Raw genomic sequence first — 22,530 nt, forward strand, 5'->3', positions numbered from 1 at the left:
CCAGTAGGCGTGGACAGTAGGCAGTCTGCAGAGACGAGGAAGAAACCCGTGAGCGACGTCCGTAATGTGATCATCATCGGCTCCGGCCCCGCGGGCTACACAGCCGCCCTTTACACCGCACGTGCGTCGCTGAAGCCTCTGGTCTTCGAGGGCGCCGTCACCGCTGGTGGCGCGCTGATGAACACCACCGACGTGGAGAACTTCCCCGGATTCCAGGACGGGATCATGGGCCCCGAGCTCATGGACAACATGCGCGCCCAGGCGGAGCGCTTCGGCGCCGAGCTCATTCCCGACGATGTGATCGCCGTCGACCTCGCCGGAGACATCAAGACCGTCACCGACACGGCCGGCACGGTGCACCGCGCCAAGGCTGTCATCGTCACCACCGGCTCCCAGCACCGCAAGCTCGGTCTGCCCAACGAGGACGCGCTCTCCGGACGCGGCGTCTCCTGGTGCGCCACTTGTGACGGCTTCTTTTTCAAGGACCAGGACATCGCTGTGGTCGGCGGCGGCGACACGGCCATGGAGGAGGCGACGTTCCTCTCCCGCTTCGCCAAGTCGGTCACGATCGTCCATCGCCGCGACTCGCTGCGCGCCTCCAAGGCCATGCAGGAGCGTGCCTTCGCCGACCCGAAGATCAAGTTCGCCTGGGACAGCGAAGTCGCCGGGGTTCACGGCGAGCAGAAGCTCTCCGGTCTGACCCTGCGCAACACCAAGACCGGCGAGACGTCCGAGCTTGCGGTGACTGGTTTGTTCATCGCCGTCGGCCATGACCCGCGTACCGAGCTCTTCAAGGGGCAGCTCGACCTGGACGACGAGGGTTACCTCAAGGTCGACGCTCCCTCGACGCGCACCAACCTGACCGGCGTCTTCGGCGCCGGCGATGTCGTCGACCACACGTACCGGCAGGCCATCACCGCTGCCGGCACCGGCTGCTCCGCCGCCCTCGACGCCGAGCGTTTCCTTGCCGTGCTCGCCGACGAAGAGAAGGCCGCTGCGGCAGCCGTCTGATCCACGCCTCTCACCCCACACCCCCGCGAAGTTAAGGAGGCCGCCGTGGCCGGCGCCCTGAAGAACGTGACTGACGACTCCTTTGAGGAGGACGTCCTGAAGAGCGAGAAGCCCGTACTGGTGGACTTCTGGGCAGCCTGGTGCGGCCCGTGCCGCCAGATCGCTCCCTCCCTGGAGGCAATCGCGGCCGAGCATGGCGACGCGATCGAAATCGTCAAGCTCAACATCGACGAGAACCCGGCGACCGCCGCCAAGTACGGCGTGATGTCGATCCCGACGCTGAACGTGTACCAGGGCGGCGAGGTCGCCAAGACCATCGTCGGCGCCAAGCCGAAGGCCGCAATCCTCCGCGACCTCGAAGGCTTCATCGCCAAGTAGGACCAGGGTGCGTTGTTTCACGTGAAACGGGTCCATCCCCTCGAAGGGATGGACCCGTTTCACGTTCTCCCGAGCTCTCGGATCACAGTGGGCGCAGTGCCGGTTCCTTCTGCACAGCACCCAGCAACCGGTCCAGTGCCAATTCGACGTCTTCCTTCCACGAAAGCGTCGTGCGCAGCTCCAGTCTCAGCCGTGGATACACCGGATGCGGGCGTACAGTCTTGAAGCCCACCGCCAGCAGATGGTCAGCCGGAAGTACACAGGCCGGCTCCTTCCACCGGGCATCACCGAAGGCCTCGATCGCCTTGAACCCTCGTCGCAGCAGGTCCTTGGCGACGGTCTGCACCATGACCCGCCCCAGACCCTGCCCCTGATACCCGGGCATGATCCACGCAGTCATCAACTGCACGGCATCGGGGGACACGGGACTGGTGGGAAAGGCGGTCGAACGTGGAACATACGCCGGTGGCGCATAGAGGACGAAGCCGACCGGCACATCGTCCACATAGACGACCCGGCCACACGATCCCCACTCCAGCAGGACAGCCGAGATCCACGCTTCCTTTTCCAGCTCCGGAGTGCCTGCCTTTACCGCAGCTTCCCCACTGACCGGATCAAGCTCCCAGAAGACACACGAGCGGCAGCGCTTGGGGAGGTCGGGAAGGTTATCCAGTGTGAGCGGTACGAGCCGCCGTCCCATGAAGGCTGTTCCTCACTTCCTTCGCCCGCCGCATCACGAGCGGCAGTCAGTGCACTCCGTTCGCGGAGCAGGCCGCCGACAAACCCTCCGACGGCTCCTAAGCCCAGCCCCACTGTCACCAGTCGGCTGCGGCTCACTGATCGCATGGCCCTCCCTCCGCCGAGGTGGATCAAGCTGGATGTGCCATATCAGAACGAATCGTATCCACCCGGAGACGAAGCCGACACCGTGAGCAAGCAAAGGGCGGGCCGTGTTCCGGTAAGTACCCGCACACGGCCCGCCCCACGGCTCACTCAGCGGGTGTCAGCCCTCGCCGTTCTCGGCCGACTCCTCGGAAAGACGCCGTTCCAGCACGCGGCCCTCACCAGGCGCCAGGCTGCCGAGAATGCGGTCCAGATCTTCCATCGAGGCGAACTCGACGACGATCTTTCCCTTCTTCTGCCCGAGGTCGACCTTCACCCTGGTTTCGAAGCGGTCCGAGAGCCGGGAAGCAAGATCGGAGAGAGCGGGAGACAGCCGACCGCCGGCGCGGGGCCCCTTGGACTTTGGGGTACTGGTGGTCCGGGAACCCATCAGGGTCACGATCTCCTCGACCGCACGCACCGAGAGGCCCTCAGCCACGATGCGATGGGCCAGCCGATCCTGCTCCTCGGAGTCGTCCACAGACAACAGCGCTCGGGCATGACCGGCCGACAGCACCCCGGCAGCGACCCTGCGCTGCACAGGCGGAGAGAGCCGCAGCAGCCGCAGCGTGTTCGACACCTGCGGGCGCGACCGCCCGATACGGTCGGCCAGCTGGTCATGCGTGCATTTGAAGTCCTTGAGCAGCTGGTCGTACGCGGCTGCCTCCTCCAGTGGGTTCAACTGAGCCCGATGGAGGTTCTCCAGGAGTGCGTCCAGGAGCAGCTTCTCGTCGTCCGTGGCCCGCACGATGGCCGGGATGCGCTCCAGACCCGCCTCACGGCAGGCCCTCCAGCGCCGCTCGCCCATGATGAGCTCGTAGCGCTCCGGTCCCAGCTTCCGCACGACGACAGGCTGGAGGAGACCGACCTCCTTGATGGAGGTGACAAGCTCGGCAAGCGCGTCCTCGTCGAACACCTCACGAGGCTGCCGGGGGTTCGGAGTGATTGAGCCGAGGAGAACCTCGGCGAAGTACGCTCCCGCAGCGCCCGTCGCCTCGGAGGAGGCTTCGGGCTGCAAGAGGGGCGCACTCGGCCCCAATACAGCGGAAGCAGCCGCGAGCGTGGCCACCTTCGCAGCGGCCACTCCTCGCTCAGCCGTCATCACCGGAATCGCGCTGGACGAGGCCGCGCCCGGCTCGGAGGCTGGTACCTGACGTTCCTGCGGGGCAGCGGGGATCAGTGCGCCGAGCCCACGCCCCAACCCTCTACGACGCTCACTCACTGGATCCCCTCCGAAATGTTCTGCTGACTGTTCTGGCTGCCTGCGTGGGCGTGCTGGGCCTCGTAGTGCACCCCGACTCCCCTCAGGGCAATCTCACGAGCTGCTTCGAGATACGACAAGGATCCGCTGGAACCCGGGTCGTAGGTCAGAACGGTCTGCCCATAACTCGGCGCCTCCGAGATTCGTACCGACCGGGGGATGTTTGTGCGCAGCACCTCCTTGCCGAAGTGGCTGCGCACCTCCTCCGCCACCTGGGAAGCGAGCCGGGTCCTGCCGTCGTACATGGTGAGAAGGATCGTCGACACGTGCAGAGCGGGGTTCAGATGTCCCCGGACGAGATCGACGTTCCTCAACAGCTGTCCCAGTCCTTCCAGCGCGTAGTACTCGCACTGAATGGGGATCAGCACCTCGGCGCCCGCGACCAGGGCGTTGACCGTCAGCAGACCGAGCGAAGGCGGGCAGTCAATAAGGATGTAGTCCAGTGGCTGCTCATAAGCCTGGATCGCTCGCTGCAGTCGACTCTCCCGCGCCACCAGCGATACCAGCTCGATCTCCGCACCGGCGAGATCGATGGTGGCAGGGGCGCAGAAGAGACCTTCGACGTCCGGTACGGGCTGCACCACGTCGGAGAGCGGCTTGCTCTCCACCAGAACGTCATAGATAGAGGGAACTTCGGCATGGTGGTCGATGCCCAGGGCCGTGGAGGCGTTTCCCTGTGGGTCGAGGTCGACCACCAGAACACGTGCGCCGTGGAGTGCAAGCGACGCGGCAAGGTTCACCGTCGTGGTCGTCTTGCCCACGCCGCCCTTCTGGTTGGCCACCACCATGACGCGTGTCTGGTCAGGGCGGGGCAGCCCCTCGCCGGCGCGGCCGAGGGCCTCGACCGCCAGCTGGGCCGCACGACCGATGGGTGTGTCATCCATCGGCGGCGGTGTTTCACGTGAAACACCGTCCCCCGCCGATTCGGTTCGGGGACCGGGGACCGGATCGGTCATCGGTCCCGCAATGTTGGCGTCGGACCGCAAGGATTCACTCTCCTCGACTTCAAGCTCGCAATGAGCAGAGCCTGCCATGCTTTCGGGGTCGTGAACCAGCGAGGCCCGCTCTTCTGTGGATGAATCCACTTCTGTGGACAACTCCGTAGCCCTAGCGGGCCTGCGATGGCGCGGGGCGGCAGCCGCACGGCCGCGGCCGATGATTCCATGCAGCAGAGAGCGACGTTTCACGTGAAACACGATGCCCCTGCAGCCTAGCTACAGGGGCACGACACTCCGCACAGAGTGCGTATGGCTGCTTGTGCGGAGCATTACCGACAGACGGCACGAACTGTACGTAATAACTGATCCCGCAACGTGACTACGTGGCTCAGCGCCGCCGTCGCGTGCGGCTCGTCCTTGCGGCCTTGGCTCTCTTTGCGGCGAACCTCACACCACCCGGGCTCTCGCCGACCACCACGCGCACCACGGTGGACATCGGCTCGACCACGCCCTCCCCGACGTGCAGCACCTCGGTCTCCACCACTCCGAGCTTGCTCAGAGCAGCCCGTGCGCCGTTGATCTCCTCCTCGGCGGTGTCGCCCTTGAGCGCCAGCATCTCCCCGTAGGGGCGCAGCAGTGGCACACCCCAGCCGGCAAGTCGATCGAGCGGCGCCACGGCCCGGGCCGTGACGACATGAACCGGCTGAAGAGTCCCCAGGACTTCCTCGGCGCGGCCGCGGACCACGGTCACATGGTCCAGCCCGAGCAACTCGACGGCTTCCTGGAGAAAGTTCGTCCGCCGAAGCAGCGGCTCCAGCAAGGTGATCTTCAAGTCGGGACGCACCAACGCAAGTGGAATCCCCGGAAGACCTGCTCCGGATCCCACGTCGCAGACCGTGACGCCTTCGGGCACCACTTCGGAGAGCACCGCGCAGTTCAGCAGATGCCGTTCCCACAGCCGAGGCACTTCGCGGGGGCCGATCAGACCGCGCTTGACCCCTGCATCGGCAAGGAGCTCCGCATACCGGACAGCCTCCGGGAAGAACTCACCGAAAACCGCCCGCGCCTCTTCAGGCGCCTGGGGAAGCTCTACTTCCGCCGTCACGGGAACCGTCCTTCCATACCGCACTACCGCACTGTGGGTGGCTGACTATCAGGCTGACAAAGATCGGCCCCGCCTGCGAACAGACGGGGCCGACAGAACAAGGGTCCGGTCAGGCCGGGAGAACGACGACGAAGCGCTGCGGCTCCTCGCCCTCCGACTCGCTGCGCAGACCTGCGGCCGCAACCGCATCATGCACAACCTTGCGCTCGAACGGCGTCATCGGGTCCAGCTTCACCGGCTCACCGGTCTTCTTGACCTCGTCCGCGGCCTTGGCACCCAGCTCGGCCAGGACCGCACGCTTCTTGGCCCGGAAGCCTGCGATGTCCAGCATCAGACGGCTGCGGTCACCGGTCTCCCGGTGCACCGCCAGGCGCGTCAGCTCCTGGAGCGCCTCCAGCACCTCACCGTCGCGGCCCACGAGCTTCTGCAGTTCACGTGCCGAGTCGCTGATGATCGAGACCGCGGCCCGGTCCGCCTCGACGTCCATGTCGATGTCACCGTCGAGGTCGGCGATGTCGAGCAGGCCCTCGAGGTAGTCGGCTGCGATCTCCCCTTCCTGCTCAAGGCGGGTCAAGGTGTCGCTGCCCTCAGCGGCCGTGGAGGTGGTGCCTTCCGTCACGGATGGACTCCTTCTTACTTCTTGGACGGGTGCTTGGGCCGCTGCGGGCCCCTGCGCTGTCCGGACTTGGCTTGGCGTGAGGAGCCGGACGCGGGCTTGCCCGCCGGCTTCGGCTTGTCGTCCTGCGGTGCGTCCTGCTTCTGCAGCGAGGTCTTGGCCTCCGACTCGGTGGAGTGTGTCTCCTTCGCCGCACCGGGCTGCGCGGAACCGGCCTGAGTCGCACCGCTCTGACGCTTGGCCTTGGTCTGGCGCTTGGGCTGCTGGCGCTTCTGTGCGGATCCACCCTCGGCCTCGGCAAGAGCGGTATCGCTCTTCGTCACCGTGCCGTCCTCCTGGGCAGCAAGGCCGAGCTTGGCCAGTCCGGTGACGAACTTCCGCTCGATGTCGTTGCGGTCCGGGCCCTTCGCCACGATCCGCTTGATCGTGTTGCGCCTGGTCCGACCGCGCACCTCCCCGTGAGCGGCGACACTCTTCAGCAGACGCTCCAGGTACTGGTTCTGCGCCTTGCTGCCCGGGGTCGGGTTCTGGTTGATCACGTACATCTGCTGACCCATGGTCCAGACGTTCGTGGTCAGCCAGTAGACGAGGACACCGACGGGGAAGTTGATGCCCATGCCGGCAAAGATCAGCGGGAAGACGTACATCAGCATCTTCTGCTGCTGCATGTACGGCGTCTTGACCGTCAGGTCGACGTTCTTCGTCATCAGCTGGCGCTGGGTGAAGAACTGCGACGCCGACATCATGACGATCATGACCGCGGTGACGACCCGGACATCGGTCAGCGAGGCACCGAGCGCCGTGACGGTCGCTTCGCTGTCCATGAACTTGGCAGCGAGCGGAGCACCGAAGATGTGCGCCTGGCGGGCGCTGTCGAGCAGCGGCTGGTCGATGACACCGATCGTCTTGCCCGAGGCGATGGCCGAGAGCACGTGATACAGGGCGAAGAAGAACGGCGACTGCGCGAGGATGGGAAGGCACGAGGAGAGCGGGTTGGTTCCCGTCTCCTTGTACAGCTTCATCATCTCTTCGGACTGACGCTGCTTGTCGCTCTTGTAGCGCTCCTGGATCGCCTTCATCTTCGGCTGGAGCACCTGCATGTTCCGGGTCGACTTGATCTGCTTGACGAAAAGCGGGATCAGGCAGATCCGGATCAGCACCACCAGGGACACGATGGACAGGCCCCAGGCCCAGCCCGTGTTATCGCCGAAGATCGCTCCGTACAGCGTGTGGAACTGGACGATGACCCACGAAACGGGGTAAGTGATAAAGCTGAACAGACTGGCAATCGTGTCCACTAATCAGGCTCCTTGAGCATTGGGCGAAGTCTCTGCGGCCGGGCTTGGGGGTTCGGAGGCCGTTCCCCCAAGAGGCACATCAGCGGCTGAGTCCCCGGCCTTGCTGCCACGCAGTGCATTACGCAGCAGTTCGTGCCAACGCGGACGTTTGCGTGGCGGAACATGGTCCACGCCGCCGGGTGACCACGGATTGCACCGCAGGATGCGCCACGCGGTCAGCGCGGTTCCTTTGATCGCTCCGTGCCGGTCGATCGCCGTATATCCATAGTGGGAACACGACGGGTAGTAACGGCAGACAGGCCCAAGGAGTGGGCTGATCGTCCACTGGTACAGCTTGATCAGAGCCAGCAGCGGGTACTTCATCGCGCGCCCCCTCCCAGCAGCCGCTGAAGGGCGGCGTCCAGGTCTCGGGCCAGCTGTTCATGGTCGGCGTCGCCCGATCCGGGCAGCGCTCGTACGACAACCAGGCTACCGGGGGGCAGCATGGCCAGACGATCGCGGACCAGATGGCGAAGCCTCCGCTTCACGGCTGTGCGTACGACCGCGCCACCCACGGCTTTGCTGACAACGAAACCCGCACGCGGCGGGGGAGCACTCTCCCCAGTCACGTGCGGGTCCGTTGCACCGCTGCGTAGATGGACGACGAGTAGCGGCCGTCCGGCCCGGCGTCCTCGACGTACTGCGGTCGCGAAGTCCTCGCGCCGCCTCAGCCGATTCTCGGTAGGCAGCACGTCATGACCTGTGCGCGATCAGGCGGACAGGTTGGCGCGACCCTTGCCACGGCGGGACGCGAGAATCGCGCGGCCGGCACGGGTGCGCATACGCAGCCGGAAGCCGTGGGTCTTCGCGCGACGACGGTTGTTCGGCTGGAAGGTGCGCTTGCTCACTCGGGGGCTCCAGAAATGATTGTGTGTTGGCGGGACATCGCCTGGCTGTCACCGTGCGCCCACGAGGGACTCGCGTAAACGCGTTAGTGCACCGCTTCACAATCACAGACCGTGATCTTTGCCCATCGGAGGCAGGCGGCAGCAGCCATCGACAACTCGACCTGGTCACGGTACGCGCGGCTACGCCATCCGGTCAAACCCGCCCCGCGAGGGCCCGCGCTGTACACAGCCTGTGGACAACGACTTGAACCTCACGGGTCGGCCTGACTACCGTGGCTGGACTGCGGTTCTTTTTCTTCCCGCCTGCCGGGCCTCACCCGTCCCGACCCATCCCGTCCCGAGAACCACACATTCGTGGGACCAACGAGAAAGCGTGCCTTGTGGCTGACGTACCTGCCGATCTTGCCGCAGTGTGGCCACGAGTGCTGGAGCAACTCCTCGGGGAGGGCCAGCAGGGCATCGAGCCGAAGGACAAGCAGTGGATCGAGCGCTGCCAGCCGCTCGCACTGGTCGCCGACACCGCACTGCTCGCCGTGCCCAACGAATGGGGCAAGCGCGTCCTCGAGGGACGGCTTGCGCCGCTCATCAGCGAAACCCTGAGCCGTGAATGCGGACGCCCGATCCGGATCGCGATCACTGTCGACGACTCGGCGGGCGAGCCGCCGAACCCGCCGGCACCCCCGATGCACCAGTCCCAGCAGCCGGAGCAGCACCGCTACCAGGGACCGCAGCACGACGAGCGGCAGCACAACGACGCGTACGACGGATACGGCCACCGGCCCTCGGACGACGGAATGCCGACGGCCCGCCCCGCCTACCCCGACTACCAGCAGCAGCGCCCCGAGCCCGGCGCCTGGCCGCGCACCCAGGAGGACCTCCCCTGGCAGCAGCCCCGGCTCGGCGCATTCCAGGAGCGCGACGCGTCCGCGGAGCAGTGGCGTGAGCCGCAGCACGACTACCGCCCCCAGCAGCACGACTACCGGTCCCAGCCGCCCGAGCACCAGGGTTACGAGCAGGTGCGCCCCGAGCGCCACGCCCTGCCGGACCCCCAGCACCGGCAAGGCGGTCCGGGCACCGGACGCCCCGGCGGCGCCACCGGCCCGATAGGTGCACAGCCCGCACCCGGTCCCGGCGAACCCCATGCCCGGCTGAATCCGAAGTACCTCTTCGACACCTTTGTCATCGGCGCATCCAACCGATTCGCGCACGCCGCCGCCGTCGCTGTCGCCGAGGCACCCGCGAAGGCGTACAACCCCCTCTTCATCTATGGGGAGTCGGGGCTCGGCAAGACCCACCTGCTGCATGCCATCGGGCACTACGCGCGCAGTCTCTACCCGGGCACCCGGGTGCGCTACGTGAGCTCCGAGGAGTTCACCAACGAGTTCATCAACTCGATCCGCGACGGCAAGGGCGACACCTTCCGCAAGCGGTACCGCGACGTGGACATCCTGCTGGTCGACGACATCCAGTTCCTGGCGAGCAAGGAGTCGACGCAGGAGGAGTTCTTCCACACCTTCAACACGCTCCACAACGCCAACAAGCAGATCGTGCTGTCCTCGGACCGGCCGCCCAAGCAGCTGGTCACCCTGGAGGACCGGCTGCGGAACCGCTTCGAGTGGGGTCTGACCACCGATGTGCAGCCGCCGGAGCTGGAGACGCGCATCGCGATCCTCCGTAAGAAGGCGGTGCAGGAGCAGCTCAACGCCCCGCCGGAGGTCCTGGAGTTCATCGCCTCCCGCATCTCGCGCAACATCCGGGAGCTGGAGGGAGCGCTGATCCGGGTGACGGCCTTCGCCAGCCTCAACCGGCAGCCGGTGGATCTCGGGCTGACCGAGATCGTGCTGAAGGACCTGATCCCGGGTGGCGAGGACTCGGCTCCGGAGATCACGGCGACGGCCATCATGGCGGCGACCGCCGACTACTTCGGTCTGACCGTGGAGGACCTCTGCGGATCCTCACGCAGCCGGGTGCTGGTGACGGCTCGCCAGATCGCGATGTATCTCTGCCGTGAGCTGACGGATCTCTCGCTGCCCAAGATCGGCGCGCAGTTCGGCGGCCGCGACCACACGACGGTGATGCACGCGGACCGCAAGATCCGTGCGCTGATGGCGGAGCGACGCTCCATCTACAACCAGGTCACCGAGCTCACCAACCGCATCAAGAACGGCTGACAGAGCGCCGGTACGGCTTCTGGCACGACTTCATGCACGCCGCCGAGGGCGCCCCTGCCGGACTTCCGCGCAGGGGCGCCCTTCGTCGTCTCCTGCCCGCATCCATGGGGCCGGGGCACGCCTCGGCGTGGTCCTGAAGCGTTCCTGTCGGCAACCGGAAGCTTTTCTGCCGGCCTCCGGAACGCCTCCGTGGGGCTCCGGGACACCCCGGCGGAACCTCCAGAGGCCTCCCGGACCCCTTCCTGGCGCCATCCGCACGCCGCCGCCCTGGCCTTGGTGTTCGAATACACGCCGCCGACCTGCGGTTCTCCACAGATCTGGGGAAAATTTCCCCTCCACAGCCTGGGGATCGCGAAGTTGTCCATATTGCTTCCACAGGGGCGACTGCCGATACTCCATCAGGCCAGGTCAAGGGCCTGGGGATTTGTGGTCAACAGCGATCCACAGCCTGTGGACAAAATATTCGTCCACAGGGGCCACCCGATGTTGTCCACCGGCGGCCCACAGGCAGGGCTGTGTTGTCCCCAGCTTCTCCACACCCCTGTCCACTGTTCGGCAACACAACACCCGCTTTCACCGCGCGGAGTGAAAGGCGTCACACCAGGGAGCCCGGTTGGGCTGTGGGGAACCTGGGTAAAACTGGGGACAGCCCTGGGGAGAAACCCCCCTGCCCTGTGCATCGGGTGTGCAGAACTTTTGCGTGTCCACAGAAACGCCGGGTTGTCCACCGCTGCCACCCACAGGGGCAGTGGATAAAAAACCGGGCCTGACCTGCGAAAACGGCGTTATCCACGGTTTCCACAGGCCCTACTACTACTGCCACATAGAGTTAGCTCGGATTCCGCTTCGAAGTGGGTGCTGTGCACAACTTGGCGCCGGAGCTCTCCGAACCTCTTGTCGCGACTTGACCCCGAGCAGCACCGAGTGTCGGTGCCGTACGTCAGACTGGTCCCCGGGACGTCCTCCCCCTGCCATCGGCGGAGCGACCCCGACCAGACCACGAAGGCCAGCAGGGCGAGCGAGCAACAGCAGGAGGCGGTTCCGGTGAAGATCCGGGTGGAGCGCGATGTACTCGCGGAGGCAGTGGCCTGGGTGGCCCGCAGCCTTCCGGCCCGTCCGCCGGCGCCCGTTCTTGCGGGCCTTCTTCTGAAGGCTGAGGACGGCGCCCTCAGCTTCTCCAGCTTCGACTACGAGGTCTCGGCCCGGGTCTCGGTGGACGCCGAGGTCGAGGAGGACGGCACGGTGCTGGTCTCCGGCCGGCTGCTCGCCGATATCTGCCGCGCCCTCCCCAACCGGCCGGTGGAGATTTCCACCGACGGTGTACGGGCCACCGTGGTCTGCGGCTCCTCGCGATTCACACTCCACACCCTTCCTGTGGAGGAGTACCCGGCGCTGCCGCAGATGCCGACGGCGACGGGCACGGTTCCCGGCGAGGTCTTCGCCTCGGCCGCCGCCCAGGTCGCCATCGCCGCGGGCCGGGACGACACGCTGCCCGTCCTGACCGGTGTGCGGATCGAGATCGAGGGCGACACCGTCACCCTGGCGTCCACCGACCGCTACCGCTTCGCGGTCCGCGAGTTCCTGTGGAAGCCGGAGAACCCGGACGCGTCGGCCGTGGCCCTGGTGCCCGCCAAGACACTGCTGGACACTGCCAAGGCTCTGACCAGCGGTGACACGGTCACGCTGGCGCTGTCCGGCTCGGGTGCCGGTGAGGGGCTGATCGGTTTCGAGGGCGCGGGCCGGCGTACGACCACGCGACTGCTCGAAGGTGATCTGCCGAAGTACCGGACGCTGTTCCCCACCGAGTTCAACTCGGTCGCCGTCATCGAGACCGCCCCGTTCGTCGAGGCCGTCAAGCGTGTGGCCCTCGTCGCCGAGCGGAACACCCCGGTGCGGCTCAGCTTCGAGCAGGGTGTGCTGATCCTGGAAGCCGGATCCAGCGACGATGCACAGGCTGTGGAGCGCGTCGACGCCGTGCTGGACGGTGACGACATCTCGATCGCCTTCAACCCGACCTTCCTGCTCGACGGGCTCAGCGCGATCGACTCCCCGGTCGCCCAGCTCTCCTTCACGACGTCCACCAAGCCCGCGCTTCTCAGCGGCCGGCCGGCTGTGGATGCCGAGGCGGATGACGCGTACAAGTACCTGATCATGCCGGTCCGCCTCTCCGGCTGATCCGGCCACCGGTCCTGTCACGGCAGTGTCCGACGGGCACGCTCGGCTCCGAGCATGCCCGTCGGTCTGTCCCCGGCCGGGCGTAGGCTCGGCCTTGGGTACGAATCGGCACAACGCTTAAGGAATCTCTGATGGAGCTCGGTCTCGTCGGCCTCGGCAAGATGGGCGGCAACATGCGCGAGCGCATCCGCCGCGCAGGCCACACCGTCATCGGTTACGACCGCAACCCGGACGTCTCCGATGTCCACAGCCTCGAAGAGCTTGTGGGCAAGCTGAAGGGCCCGCGGGTCATCTGGGTGATGGTCCCGGCCGGTGCCGCGACCCAGTCCACGATCGATGAGCTGGCTGCGCTGCTCTCGCCCGGCGACATCGTCGTGGACGGCGGGAACTCCCGCTGGACGGACGACGAGAAGCACGCGGTCGAGCTGGGCATCAAGGGCATCGGCTTCGTCGACTGCGGTGTCTCGGGCGGCGTCTGGGGCCTGGAGAACGGTTACGCGCTGATGTACGGCGGTGACGCCGAGAGCGTGGCGAAGGTCCAGCCGATCTTTGACGCGCTGAAGCCGGAAGGCGACTTCGGCTCCGTCCACGCGGGTAAGGTCGGCGCCGGCCACTTCGCGAAGATGGTCCACAACGGCATCGAGTACGCCATGATGCAGGCCTACGCCGAGGGCTGGGAGCTGCTGGAGAAGGTCGACTCCGTCACCGATGTGCGCGAGGTCTTCCGCTCCTGGCAGGAGGGCACGGTCATCCGTTCCTGGCTGCTCGACCTGGCGGTCAACGCGCTGGACGACGACGAGCACCTCGACAAGCTCCGTGGCTTCGCCGCCGACTCCGGTGAGGGCCGGTGGACGGTGGAGGCCGCGATCGACAACGCGGTGCCGCTGCCCGCGATCACCGCGTCGCTCTTCGCGCGATTCGCCTCGCGCCAGGACGACTCCCCGCAGATGAAGATGATCGCCGCACTGCGCAACCAGTTCGGTGGCCACGCAGTCGAGAACAAGAAGTAACCGCACCGACGGCGGGCCGACATCACCGGCCCGCGCCGCGGAGCACGGAGCAGGAAGCCGGGAAGGTCGGCATTCACCCATGCATGTCACGCATCTCTCGCTGGCCGACTTCCGCTCGTACGCCCGGGTCGAGGTTCCTCTCGACCCGGGCGTCACCGCGTTCGTGGGGGCGAACGGTCAGGGCAAGACGAATCTGGTCGAGGCCGTCGGCTACCTCGCGACGCTCGGCAGCCACCGTGTTTCCTCCGATGCGCCACTGGTGCGGATGGGTGCGGACCGGGCTGTCATCCGGGCCGCCGTCACCCAGGGCGAGCGCGCGCAGCTGATCGAGCTGGAGCTCAACCCTGGCAAGGCCAATCGCGCCCGGATCAATCGATCGTCGCAGGTCAGGCCCCGTGACGTGCTGGGGATTGTACGAACCGTGCTGTTCGCGCCGGAGGATCTGGCGCTCGTCAAGGGCGATCCCGGGGAGCGCCGGCGCTTCCTCGACGAGCTGATCACTGCGCGTTCGCCGCGGATGGCCGGTGTCCGTTCGGACTACGAGCGGGTGCTGAAGCAGCGCAACACCCTGCTGAAGTCCGCGGCGATGGCGCGCAGGCACGGCGGCCGGTCGATGGATCTGTCCACCCTCGATGTGTGGGACCAGCATCTGGGCCGGGTGGGGGCGGAGCTGCTGGCGCAGCGGCTGGATCTGATCGCGACCCTGCAGCCGCTGACGGACAAGGCGTACGCGGATGTCGCGCCCGGTGGCGGCGCCGTGACGCTGGAGTACCGCAGTTCCGTCGGTGCGGGCGTGGAGCCCGCCCGTACCCGTGACGAGCTGTATGAGCAGCTGCTCGCTGCGCTCGCGGAGGTCCGCAAGCAGGAGATCGAGCGGGGTGTGACGCTGGTCGGTCCGCACCGTGACGATCTGCTGCTGGGACTGCGCGGGATGCCCGCCAAGGGGTACGCGAGCCATGGCGAGTCCTGGTCGTATGCGCTGGCGCTGCGGCTTGCCTCGTACGATCTGCTGCGCACCGAGGGCAATGAGCCGGTGCTCGTCCTGGACGATGTTTTCGCCGAGCTGGACGCGCGGCGCCGGGAGCGGCTGGCGGAGCTGGTGGCCCCGGGTGAGCAGGTGCTGGTGACGGCGGCGGTGGACGACGACGTTCCGGGCGTGCTGGCGGGAACGCGGTATGCGGTGTCGGCGGGCGAGGTGAAGCGGATATGAGCGGCTCCGTCGATCCGGCGAAAGGCGCTGCCGGCGGCCCGCAGGAGCCGTTGGGTGAGGCGAAGCAGCCGGAGGCGTCCGGTGTCGATCTGGCGAGGGTCGCCCTGCGCGCCGCGAAGGAGCAGGCGCGGGCACGCGGGGCCGCGGCGCAGCAGAAGAAACAGGCCAGACGGGGCGGTGGGCTGCGTTCGGGCGCGCGGGCGGACGGGCGCGATCCGTTGCCGCTGGGCGCCGCGATCAATCGTCTGATCACGGAGCGCGGCTGGGAGACCCCCGCGGCGGTGGGCGGTGTGATGGGCCGCTGGCCGCAGATCGTCGGTGACGATCTGGCCAATCACTGTGTGCCGCTGCGGTACGACGAGGCCCCCGAGGAGCGGGTGCTCACGGTGCAGTGCGATTCGACGGCCTGGGCGACGCAGCTGCGGCTGTTGGCGCCGCAGCTGGTTGCCCGGCTGAACGCGGATCTGGGGCATGGCACCGTGAAGTTGATCAAGGTTCTGGGGCCGGGCGGTCCGCAGCGCCGATTCGGTCCGCTGCGTGCGCCGGGAAGCATCGGCCCGGGCGATACATACGGCTGAACTGGGCTTTTCTCTTTCTGAACGGTTCTTTGCCCGATGTCGGCAGCTGCCGTCCCGCAGTCCGGAGAAGTTCGACTGCGGTGGTGTGCTGACTTCTGTGTGGTTTTGTCTGTTTCTTCCGTGATGTACGGGTCTGTGCAGGTTGAAATCCTGCGGTGCGGCCGAGGCGTCCCTCACCGTAGTGAGAGGTTGACAGGCCGAAGCGCTCAATGCCCGCGTGAGCCTCTTGGGGCCCCATCCCGAATATGGGGAGTCGTCAGGCGCTCATTCAGGGCGGCACATGCGGACTCAGGTACCGGCAAACCCCCATTCGTGTCGGCGCTACCGGTAGACTGGTGAACAATCCCGCATCCTTGCGGGAGTCGTCGATACAAGCCGAACGACGCAGCCGCTCCCGCTTGCCCGGAGAACGGCCTGTGCTGTGCCAGAGAGGGCGCTTCGTGGCCGATTCCGGCAACCCCAACGAGAACATTCCGTCCACACCCGGTGAGGGCGGCGAGGCGGCTGCCTCGTACGACGCCAGCGCGATCACCGTCCTCGAGGGCCTGGACGCGGTCCGCAAGCGACCTGGCATGTACATCGGCTCGACCGGTGAGCGTGGACTTCACCACCTTGTGCAAGAGGTCGTCGACAATTCGGTCGATGAAGCCCTGGCCGGGCACGCGGACACCATTGACGTCACGATCCTTGCCGACGGCGGGGTCCGAGTGATCGACAACGGTCGCGGTATCCCCGTCGACATCGTGCCGTCGGAGAAGAAGCCCGCGGTCGAGGTCGTGCTGACGGTGCTGCACGCCGGCGGCAAGTTCGGCGGCGGCGGATATGCCGTCTCCGGCGGTCTGCACGGTGTCGGTGTCTCCGTCGTGAACGCCCTGTCGACGCGCGTCTCCGTCGAGGTCAAGAGGGACGGCTATCGCTGGACCCAGGACTACAAGCTCGGTGTGCCCACGGCGCCGCTGGCCCGGAACGAGGCCACCGAGGAGACCGGCACGACCGTCACCTTCTGGGCCGACGGCGACATCTTCGAGACCGTCGAGTACTCCTTCGAGACCCTGTCGCGCCGCTTCCAGGAGATGGCGTTCCTCAACAAGGGCCTGACGATCAGGCTCACGGACGAGCGTGAGTCGGCGAAGGCGACGGCGGGCGCGGACGTCGCGGAGGCGGTCGAGGTCGCCGAGGAGGAAGCGGCCCGTACCGTCACGTACCACTACGAGGGCGGCATCGTCGACTTCGTGAAGTACCTCAACTCCCGCAAGGGCGACGTCATTCACCAGTCGGTGATCGACATCGAGGCCGAGGACAAGGAGCGACTCCTCTCGGCCGAGATCGCGATGCAGTGGAACACGCAGTACAGCGAGGGCGTCTACTCCTTCGCCAACACGATCCACACGCACGAGGGCGGTACGCACGAGGAGGGCTTCCGCGCGGCGCTGACCACGCTGGTCAACAAGTACGCGCGGGACAAGAAGCTGCTGCGCGAGAAGGACGACAACCTCACCGGTGACGACATCCGTGAGGGTCTGACGGCGATCATCTCGCTGAAGCTGGGCGAGCCGCAGTTCGAGGGCCAGACGAAGACCAAGCTGGGCAACACGGAGGCGAAGACCTTCGTCCAGAAGGTGGTCCACGAGCACCTCACGGACTGGTTCGACCGGAACCCGAACGAGGCCGCGGACATCATCCGCAAGGGCATTGCGGCGGCCACGGCCCGTGTCGCCGCCCGGAAGGCGCGCGACCTGACCCGTCGCAAGGGGCTCCTGGAGAGCGCCTCGCTGCCGGGCAAGCTGAGCGACTGCCAGTCGAACGACCCGACGAAGTGCGAGATCTTCATCGTCGAGGGTGACTCCGCCGGTGGTTCGGCGAAGTCCGGCCGTAACCCGATGTACCAGGCCATCCTGCCGATCCGAGGCAAGATCCTGAACGTCGAGAAGGCCCGGGTCGACAAGATTCTGCAGAACACCGAGGTCCAGGCACTGATCTCGGCCTTCGGTACCGGAGTCCACGAGGACTTCGACATCGAGAAGCTCCGCTATCACAAGATCATTCTGATGGCGGACGCCGACGTAGACGGTCAGCACATCAACACGCTGCTGCTGACGTTCCTCTTCCGATTCATGCGGCCGTTGGTCGAGGCCGGCCACGTCTACCTCTCCCGCCCGCCGCTCTACAAGATCAAGTGGGGCCGCGACGACTTCGAGTACGCGTACTCGGACCGCGAGCGCGACGCCCTGGTCGAGCTCGGCAAGCAGAACGGCAAGCGGATCAAGGAAGACTCGATCCAGCGCTTCAAGGGTCTCGGCGAGATGAACGCCGAGGAGCTGCGCATCACGACGATGGACGTCGACCACCGCGTGCTCGGCCAGGTCACGCTGGACGACGCGGCGCAGGCCGACGACCTCTTCTCGGTGCTGATGGGTGAGGACGTCGAGGCACGGCGCTCGTTCATCCAGCGCAACGCCAAGGACGTCCGCTTCCTCGACATCTGAGTCGGCCGTACCAAGCAAGCCGCAGCTCGAAAGGACTTTGACCAGCAATGGCCGACGAGAACACCCCTGTGACCCCTGAAGAGGAACCCGCAGGCGCGGGTGTGGGCATGCGTGTCGAGCCCGTGGGGCTCGAGACGGAGATGCAGCGCTCCTACCTCGACTACGCGATGTCCGTCATCGTGTCGCGTGCGCTGCCGGACGTACGGGACGGCCTCAAGCCCGTCCACCGCCGTGTGCTGTACGCCATGTACGACGGCGGGTACCGGCCCGAGAAGGGCTTCTACAAGTGCGCCCGTGTCGTCGGTGACGTCATGGGTACGTACCACCCGCACGGCGACTCCTCGATCTACGACGCGCTCGTGCGACTGGCGCAGCCCTGGTCGATGCGCATGCCGCTGGTCGACTCCAACGGCAACTTCGGTTCTCCGGGCAACGACCCGGCCGCAGCCATGCGGTACACCGAGTGCAAGATGATGCCGCAGTCCATGGAGATGGTCCGGGACATCGACGAGGAGACCGTCGACTTCCAGGACAACTACGACGGCCGCAACCAGGAACCGACGGTTCTGCCGGCGCGCTTCCCGAACCTGCTGGTCAACGGCTCCGCGGGCATCGCGGTCGGCATGGCGACCAACATCCCGCCGCACAACCTGCGCGAGGTCGCGGCCGGTGCCCAGTGGTACCTGGAGCACCCGGAGGCCTCGCACGAGGAGCTGCTGGACGCCCTGATCGAGCGGATCAAGGGCCCGGACTTCCCGACCGGAGCGCTCGTCGTCGGCCGCAAGGGCATCGAGGAGGCGTACCGCACGGGCCGTGGCTCCATCACGATGCGCGCGGTCGTAGCGGTCGAGGAGATCCAGAACCGGCAGTGCCTGGTCGTCACGGAGCTTCCGTACCAGACCAACCCCGACAACCTCGCGCAGAAGATCGCCGACCTGGTCAAGGACGGCAAGGTCGGCGGCATCGCGGACGTCCGCGACGAGACGTCCTCGCGCACCGGCCAGCGCCTCGTGGTCGTGCTGAAGCGGGACGCGGTCGCCAAGGTCGTACTCAACAACCTGTACAAGCACACCGATCTCCAGACGAACTTCGGCGCGAACATGCTGGCGCTCGTCGACGGGGTGCCGCGCACGCTGTCGATCGACGCGTTCATCCGCCACTGGGTGACGCACCAGATCGAGGTCATCGTCCGGCGTACGAGGTTCCGTCTGCGCAAGGCGGAGGAGCGGGCGCACATCCTGCGCGGTCTGCTCAAGGCACTCGACGCGATCGACGAGGTCATCGCCCTCATCCGGCGCAGCCAGACGGTCGAGATCGCGCGTGAGGGCCTGATGGGCCTGCTGGAGATCGACGAGATCCAGGCGAACGCGATTCTGGAGATGCAGCTGCGCCGGCTGGCCGCGCTGGAGCACCAGAAGATCACGGCCGAGCACGATGAGCTCCAGGCCAAGATCAACGAGTACAACGAGATTCTGGCGTCGCCGGTACGGCAGCGGCAGATCGTCAGCGAGGAGCTGGCGGCGATCGTCGAGAAGTTCGGCGACGACCGGCGTTCCAAGCTGGTGCCCTTCGACGGTGACATGTCCATCGAGGACCTGATCGCCGAGGAGGACATTGTCGTCACCATCACGCGCGGCGGCTATGTGAAGCGTACGAAGACCGACGACTACCGCTCGCAGAAGCGCGGCGGCAAGGGCGTCCGCGGCACGAAGCTCAAGGAAGACGACATCGTCGACCACTTCTTCGTGTCGACGACCCACCACTGGCTGCTGTTCTTCACCAACAAGGGCCGCGTCTACCGGGCCAAGGCATACGAGCTCCCGGACGCCGGCCGGGACGCACGCGGCCAGCACGTCGCCAACCTGCTGGCCTTCCAGCCGGACGAGCAGATCGCCGAGATCCTGGCGATCCGGGACTACGAGGCCGCGCCCTATCTGATCCTCGCCACCAAGGGCGGCCTGGTGAAGAAGACCGCGCTGAAGGACTACGACTCCCCGCGTTCCGGTGGTGTCATCGCGATCAACCTCCGCGAGACGGAGGACGGCAGCGACGACGAGCTGATCGGTGCGGAGCTGGTCTCGGCCGAGGATGATCTGCTGCTCATCAGCAAGAAGGCCCAGTCCATCAGGTTCACCGCGACGGACGAAGCGCTGCGCCCGATGGGCCGCGCCACCTCGGGCGTCAAGGGCATGAGTTTCCGCGAAGGCGACGAACTACTCTCGATGAATGTCGTCAGGCCCGGTACGTTCGTGTTCACTGCCACCGATGGTGGGTACGCGAAGCGGACCCCCGTCGACGAGTACCGCGTTCAGGGTCGTGGCGGCCTGGGTATCAAGGCCGCCAAGATCGTGGAGGACCGGGGCTCGCTGGTCGGCGCGCTGGTGGTCGAGGAGACGGACGAAATCCTCGCCATCACGCTCGGCGGCGGTGTGATTCGTACGCGAGTCAATGAAGTCAGGGAGACGGGCCGTGACACCATGGGCGTCCAACTGATCAATCTGGGCAAGCGTGACGCGGTCGTCGGCATCGCACGAAACGCCGAGGCCGGCCGCGAAGCCGAAGAGGTCGACGGAGATGCGGATGCCGAGGCGACTGCCGAGGCGACCGCCGAGGGCACTGTCGAAGGCACGTCGCCTTCGGCCGGGGAGCACGAGGAGTAGAGCGTGAGTGGAGCCACGGGCGCCGGTTCGGCCGCTTCCGGAGCTGGAGCGAACGGTGCCCGTGGCCCTGCCACGGACTCCCAAGGGGGCACTGTGACGGACACCCGGGGGCCTCAGCCCCAGTACGAGGGATACGCGACCGGGCCGCTGCCCGGTGAGCGTGAGCCCGCGGCGGGGCAGGCAGGCGGGCCTTACCACCCGCCGCAGGCGTACCTCTCGCCCGCGGGCGGGACGCAGGGCGCGCAGCAGGGCGCCGGTGCCGCTCAGGCGGCCCGTCGCCCACGGACGGGGGCGCGGACCACTCCGCGTACCCGCAAGGCGCGACTGCGGGTGGCGAAGGCCGATCCGTGGTCGGTGATGAAGGTCAGCTTCCTGCTCTCCATCGCGCTCGGCATCTGCACGGTCGTGGCGGCCGCGGTCCTGTGGATGGTGATGAACGCCATGGGCGTCTTCTCCACTGTGGGCGGCACCATCAGCGAGGCGACCGGCTCCAACGACAGCACCGGCTTCGATCTGCAGTCGTTCCTGTCGCTTCCGCACGTCCTCATCTTCACGTCGGTCATCGCGGTGATCGACGTCGTGCTGGCGACCGCGCTGGCGACGCTGGGCGCCTTCATCTACAACTTGTCGGCCGGTTTCGTGGGCGGTGTCGAGCTCACGCTGGCCGAGGACGAGTAGGGCTGCGGGTATCGATTTTGGGACTGGCCCCGACGTGCGCTAATCTTCAGAAGTCAGCGCGCAGCGCGGCGGGGCTATAGCTCAGTTGGTTAGAGCGCATCCCTGATAAGGATGAGGCCACAGGTTCAAATCCTGTTAGCCCCACCAGTACGAAGACCCCCGGTCCACTTGGGCCGGGGGTCTTCGTCATCTACTGCCGACATCAACGGCTGCGGTCAGCCGATGAGCGGGTCTTCCACCGCGTCGGCCACAATTCCTGGGAGCTACCGGGACGTCAGGCGACGGTGCCCGCCGACGGGCGCACCTGGGAGTACCGGGCCCGTACCCATGACGCGGCCGGGAACTGCTCGCCGTACAGCGAGATCCGCGCCGTGACCGTGCAGGGCGGCTGACGGTCACGGGGGACACACGACAGGGCGGTTGCATCGTGGTGGGCGGTCTCGGGGCATCGGAGTGCGGGGCACGGGAACTGCCCTGCCGGCGTAGGGGGTCGCACGATCGGGAACCGCGAGGCAAGGCTTCGCGGACTGCGGTCTGTCCGCCACGCCATGGTGGGCGCGAGGCCGCCCCCGGCTGCCCGGCGCACGGAAAGGCCCCCGGTCCGGTGCGAACCGGACCGGGGGCCCTGTGCGTCAGTGGCGCCGCTCTCACGGTGGCAGGAGGGATGCGTCCCCCGCCGGGGCCTCGTGGGCGGTGCGGGGGGCGCCGGTGGTGCCTGTGGTGCCCATGGCGTCCCACAGGTCTGTCAGCAGGTGTCTGGTGGCCGGTGCGGAGCCGTGTGCCTCGGCGTGGATGCGCTGCTTCATCGTGGGTGGCAGCGACCTGTCACGCGGAAGGGTCCATCGCACCGAAGGGGTCGTCGCGGTTGCCGCGGTCGCACCTGTGTGCTCCTGAGCCGTGGCCTTCGGCTGCGCGGCCGCGGCGGGGGTGCTGATGAGCCCCATCGACGCGAGAAGCGCGAAGAAGGCGGTGATGAAGGCGGTCCAGATGCTCTTGACCTTGAAGGTGCTCATGGCCCCTCGCTTTCAGGTGGTCCGGTTTGCTTACCTTTCTGATGATGTGGATGTGGCTCGCGATTTCGGGGACCGACGCCGTGGATCCGCCGATCTTCAGATGAACACCACTCGTCTGGTGTAACCGGGCTGGACGGATCGATGTGAGGCTGGGCGGCATGGCCGCTTTTGCC

Annotated in this window: 20 protein-coding genes and 1 tRNA gene; 11 read left to right on the forward strand and 10 right to left on the reverse strand. The window is 66.8% G+C overall.

The features are described from left to right. Positions 1 to 48 precede the first annotated feature (48 nt). Together trxB and trxA are read left to right on the forward strand one after the other, a co-directional pair. Positions 49 to 1,011, forward strand: coding sequence for a thioredoxin-disulfide reductase (gene trxB, locus ACNPQM_RS04930; RefSeq protein WP_358856646.1), 963 nt, complete (start codon positions 49 to 51; stop codon positions 1,009 to 1,011). Positions 1,012 to 1,056: 45 nt separating this feature from the next. Then, positions 1,057 to 1,389 (forward strand): thioredoxin, encoded by a 333-nt coding sequence (gene trxA, locus ACNPQM_RS04935; protein WP_358856647.1) that lies wholly within the window; start codon positions 1,057 to 1,059, stop codon positions 1,387 to 1,389. Between the two features lie 82 nt (positions 1,390 to 1,471). Here the strand turns inward: trxA and ACNPQM_RS04940 are convergent, their stop codons facing one another. From ACNPQM_RS04940 to rpmH, 9 genes are all read right to left on the reverse strand, one after another. Then, complete coding sequence (locus ACNPQM_RS04940; RefSeq protein ID WP_037702094.1) at positions 1,472 to 2,089, reverse strand: GNAT family N-acetyltransferase; 618 nt, start codon at positions 2,087 to 2,089, stop codon at positions 1,472 to 1,474. Positions 2,090 to 2,392: 303 nt separating this feature from the next. Continuing rightward, positions 2,393 to 3,373 carry a ParB/RepB/Spo0J family partition protein gene (locus ACNPQM_RS04945; RefSeq protein ID WP_418082974.1) on the reverse strand — a complete coding sequence of 327 codons (981 nt, stop codon included), beginning with the start codon at positions 3,371 to 3,373 and terminating at the stop codon, positions 2,393 to 2,395. Between the two features lie 116 nt (positions 3,374 to 3,489). Further along, complete coding sequence (locus ACNPQM_RS04950; protein WP_418083020.1) at positions 3,490 to 4,566, reverse strand: ParA family protein; 1,077 nt, start codon at positions 4,564 to 4,566, stop codon at positions 3,490 to 3,492. A 292-nt stretch (positions 4,567 to 4,858) separates the two neighbouring features. Beyond that, entirely contained in the window at positions 4,859 to 5,575 is a 717-nt protein-coding gene (gene rsmG, locus ACNPQM_RS04955) for a 16S rRNA (guanine(527)-N(7))-methyltransferase RsmG (protein ID WP_358856649.1), read from the reverse strand. Positions 5,576 to 5,684: 109 nt separating this feature from the next. Beyond that, positions 5,685 to 6,194: a protein jag gene (locus ACNPQM_RS04960; protein WP_030930494.1), complete on the reverse strand. Its 510-nt coding sequence runs from the start codon at positions 6,192 to 6,194 to the stop codon at positions 5,685 to 5,687. 14 nt (positions 6,195 to 6,208) lie between these two features. Continuing rightward, the gene (gene yidC, locus ACNPQM_RS04965) at positions 6,209 to 7,489 is read right to left on the reverse strand and encodes a membrane protein insertase YidC (RefSeq protein WP_418082975.1); all 1,281 of its coding nucleotides are present in this window, start codon (positions 7,487 to 7,489) and stop codon (positions 6,209 to 6,211) included. Positions 7,490 to 7,492: 3 nt separating this feature from the next. Beyond that, on the reverse strand, positions 7,493 to 7,852 hold the full coding sequence (gene yidD / locus ACNPQM_RS04970) for a membrane protein insertion efficiency factor YidD (protein WP_358856651.1): 360 nt from the start codon (positions 7,850 to 7,852) through the stop codon (positions 7,493 to 7,495). Further along, complete coding sequence (gene rnpA / locus ACNPQM_RS04975; RefSeq protein ID WP_078840444.1) at positions 7,849 to 8,220, reverse strand: ribonuclease P protein component; 372 nt, start codon at positions 8,218 to 8,220, stop codon at positions 7,849 to 7,851. Before rnpA ends, yidD begins: the two co-directional genes overlap by 4 nt. An 18-nt stretch (positions 8,221 to 8,238) precedes the next feature. After that, the gene (rpmH, locus tag ACNPQM_RS04980) at positions 8,239 to 8,376 is read right to left on the reverse strand and encodes a 50S ribosomal protein L34 (protein ID WP_030930485.1); all 138 of its coding nucleotides are present in this window, start codon (positions 8,374 to 8,376) and stop codon (positions 8,239 to 8,241) included. A gap of 380 nt (positions 8,377 to 8,756) precedes the next feature. Here rpmH and dnaA point away from each other — a divergent pair, with 380 nt between their 5' ends. From dnaA to ACNPQM_RS05025, 9 genes are all read left to right on the forward strand, one after another. Beyond that, on the forward strand, positions 8,757 to 10,547 hold the full coding sequence (dnaA, locus tag ACNPQM_RS04985) for a chromosomal replication initiator protein DnaA (RefSeq protein WP_418082976.1): 1,791 nt from the start codon (positions 8,757 to 8,759) through the stop codon (positions 10,545 to 10,547). A 1,044-nt stretch (positions 10,548 to 11,591) separates the two neighbouring features. Next, positions 11,592 to 12,722 (forward strand): DNA polymerase III subunit beta, encoded by a 1,131-nt coding sequence (gene dnaN / locus ACNPQM_RS04990; protein ID WP_030930479.1) that lies wholly within the window; start codon positions 11,592 to 11,594, stop codon positions 12,720 to 12,722. A 131-nt stretch (positions 12,723 to 12,853) separates the two neighbouring features. Further along, positions 12,854 to 13,732 (forward strand): phosphogluconate dehydrogenase (NAD(+)-dependent, decarboxylating), encoded by an 879-nt coding sequence (gene gnd, locus ACNPQM_RS04995; protein ID WP_358856653.1) that lies wholly within the window; start codon positions 12,854 to 12,856, stop codon positions 13,730 to 13,732. Positions 13,733 to 13,811: 79 nt separating this feature from the next. Further along, positions 13,812 to 14,942 (forward strand): DNA replication/repair protein RecF, encoded by a 1,131-nt coding sequence (recF, locus tag ACNPQM_RS05000; RefSeq protein ID WP_358856654.1) that lies wholly within the window; start codon positions 13,812 to 13,814, stop codon positions 14,940 to 14,942. Further along, positions 14,939 to 15,520 carry a DUF721 domain-containing protein gene (locus ACNPQM_RS05005; RefSeq protein WP_358856655.1) on the forward strand — a complete coding sequence of 194 codons (582 nt, stop codon included), beginning with the start codon at positions 14,939 to 14,941 and terminating at the stop codon, positions 15,518 to 15,520. The genes recF and ACNPQM_RS05005 overlap by 4 nt, the downstream gene beginning before the upstream one ends. Positions 15,521 to 15,936: 416 nt before the next feature. Next, on the forward strand, positions 15,937 to 18,006 hold the full coding sequence (gene gyrB, locus ACNPQM_RS05010) for a DNA topoisomerase (ATP-hydrolyzing) subunit B (RefSeq protein WP_418082977.1): 2,070 nt from the start codon (positions 15,937 to 15,939) through the stop codon (positions 18,004 to 18,006). A gap of 47 nt (positions 18,007 to 18,053) precedes the next feature. After that, the gene (gene gyrA, locus ACNPQM_RS05015) at positions 18,054 to 20,666 is read left to right on the forward strand and encodes a DNA gyrase subunit A (RefSeq protein ID WP_358856657.1); all 2,613 of its coding nucleotides are present in this window, start codon (positions 18,054 to 18,056) and stop codon (positions 20,664 to 20,666) included. Positions 20,667 to 20,759: 93 nt separating this feature from the next. Further along, positions 20,760 to 21,344 (forward strand): DUF3566 domain-containing protein, encoded by a 585-nt coding sequence (locus ACNPQM_RS05020; RefSeq protein WP_418082978.1) that lies wholly within the window; start codon positions 20,760 to 20,762, stop codon positions 21,342 to 21,344. Positions 21,345 to 21,414: 70 nt separating this feature from the next. Continuing rightward, positions 21,415 to 21,491, forward strand: a tRNA-Ile gene (locus ACNPQM_RS05025). Positions 21,492 to 21,991: 500 nt separating this feature from the next. On the opposite strand, the gene ACNPQM_RS05030 is transcribed toward ACNPQM_RS05025, so the two are convergent. Then, the gene (locus ACNPQM_RS05030) at positions 21,992 to 22,357 is read right to left on the reverse strand and encodes a DUF6344 domain-containing protein (RefSeq protein ID WP_418082979.1); all 366 of its coding nucleotides are present in this window, start codon (positions 22,355 to 22,357) and stop codon (positions 21,992 to 21,994) included. Between the last annotated feature and the right edge of the window lie 173 nt (positions 22,358 to 22,530).

The sequence above is a fragment of the Streptomyces sp. NPDC056231 genome, assembly GCF_048270745.1.
Lineage (GTDB): Bacteria > Actinomycetota > Actinomycetes > Streptomycetales > Streptomycetaceae > Streptomyces.

What these genes read in the sequence shown, in the direction of transcription:
- ACNPQM_RS04940 (WP_037702094.1), bottom strand. Translation starts at nt 2,089, where the DNA reads ATGGGACGGCGGCTCGTACCGCTCACACTGGATAACCTTCCCGACCTC.
- ACNPQM_RS04945 (WP_418082974.1), bottom strand. Translation starts at nt 3,373, where the DNA reads ATGACGGCTGAGCGAGGAGTGGCCGCTGCGAAGGTGGCCACGCTCGCG.
- ACNPQM_RS04950 (WP_418083020.1), bottom strand. Translation starts at nt 4,566, where the DNA reads ATGGCAGGCTCTGCTCATTGCGAGCTTGAAGTCGAGGAGAGTGAATCC.
- yidD (WP_358856651.1), bottom strand. Translation starts at nt 7,852, where the DNA reads ATGAAGTACCCGCTGCTGGCTCTGATCAAGCTGTACCAGTGGACGATC.
- gnd (WP_358856653.1), top strand. Translation starts at nt 12,854, where the DNA reads ATGGAGCTCGGTCTCGTCGGCCTCGGCAAGATGGGCGGCAACATGCGC.
- recF (WP_358856654.1), top strand. Translation starts at nt 13,812, where the DNA reads ATGCATGTCACGCATCTCTCGCTGGCCGACTTCCGCTCGTACGCCCGG.
- ACNPQM_RS05005 (WP_358856655.1), top strand. Translation starts at nt 14,939, where the DNA reads ATGAGCGGCTCCGTCGATCCGGCGAAAGGCGCTGCCGGCGGCCCGCAG.
- gyrA (WP_358856657.1), top strand. Translation starts at nt 18,054, where the DNA reads ATGGCCGACGAGAACACCCCTGTGACCCCTGAAGAGGAACCCGCAGGC.
- ACNPQM_RS05030 (WP_418082979.1), bottom strand. Translation starts at nt 22,357, where the DNA reads ATGAGCACCTTCAAGGTCAAGAGCATCTGGACCGCCTTCATCACCGCC.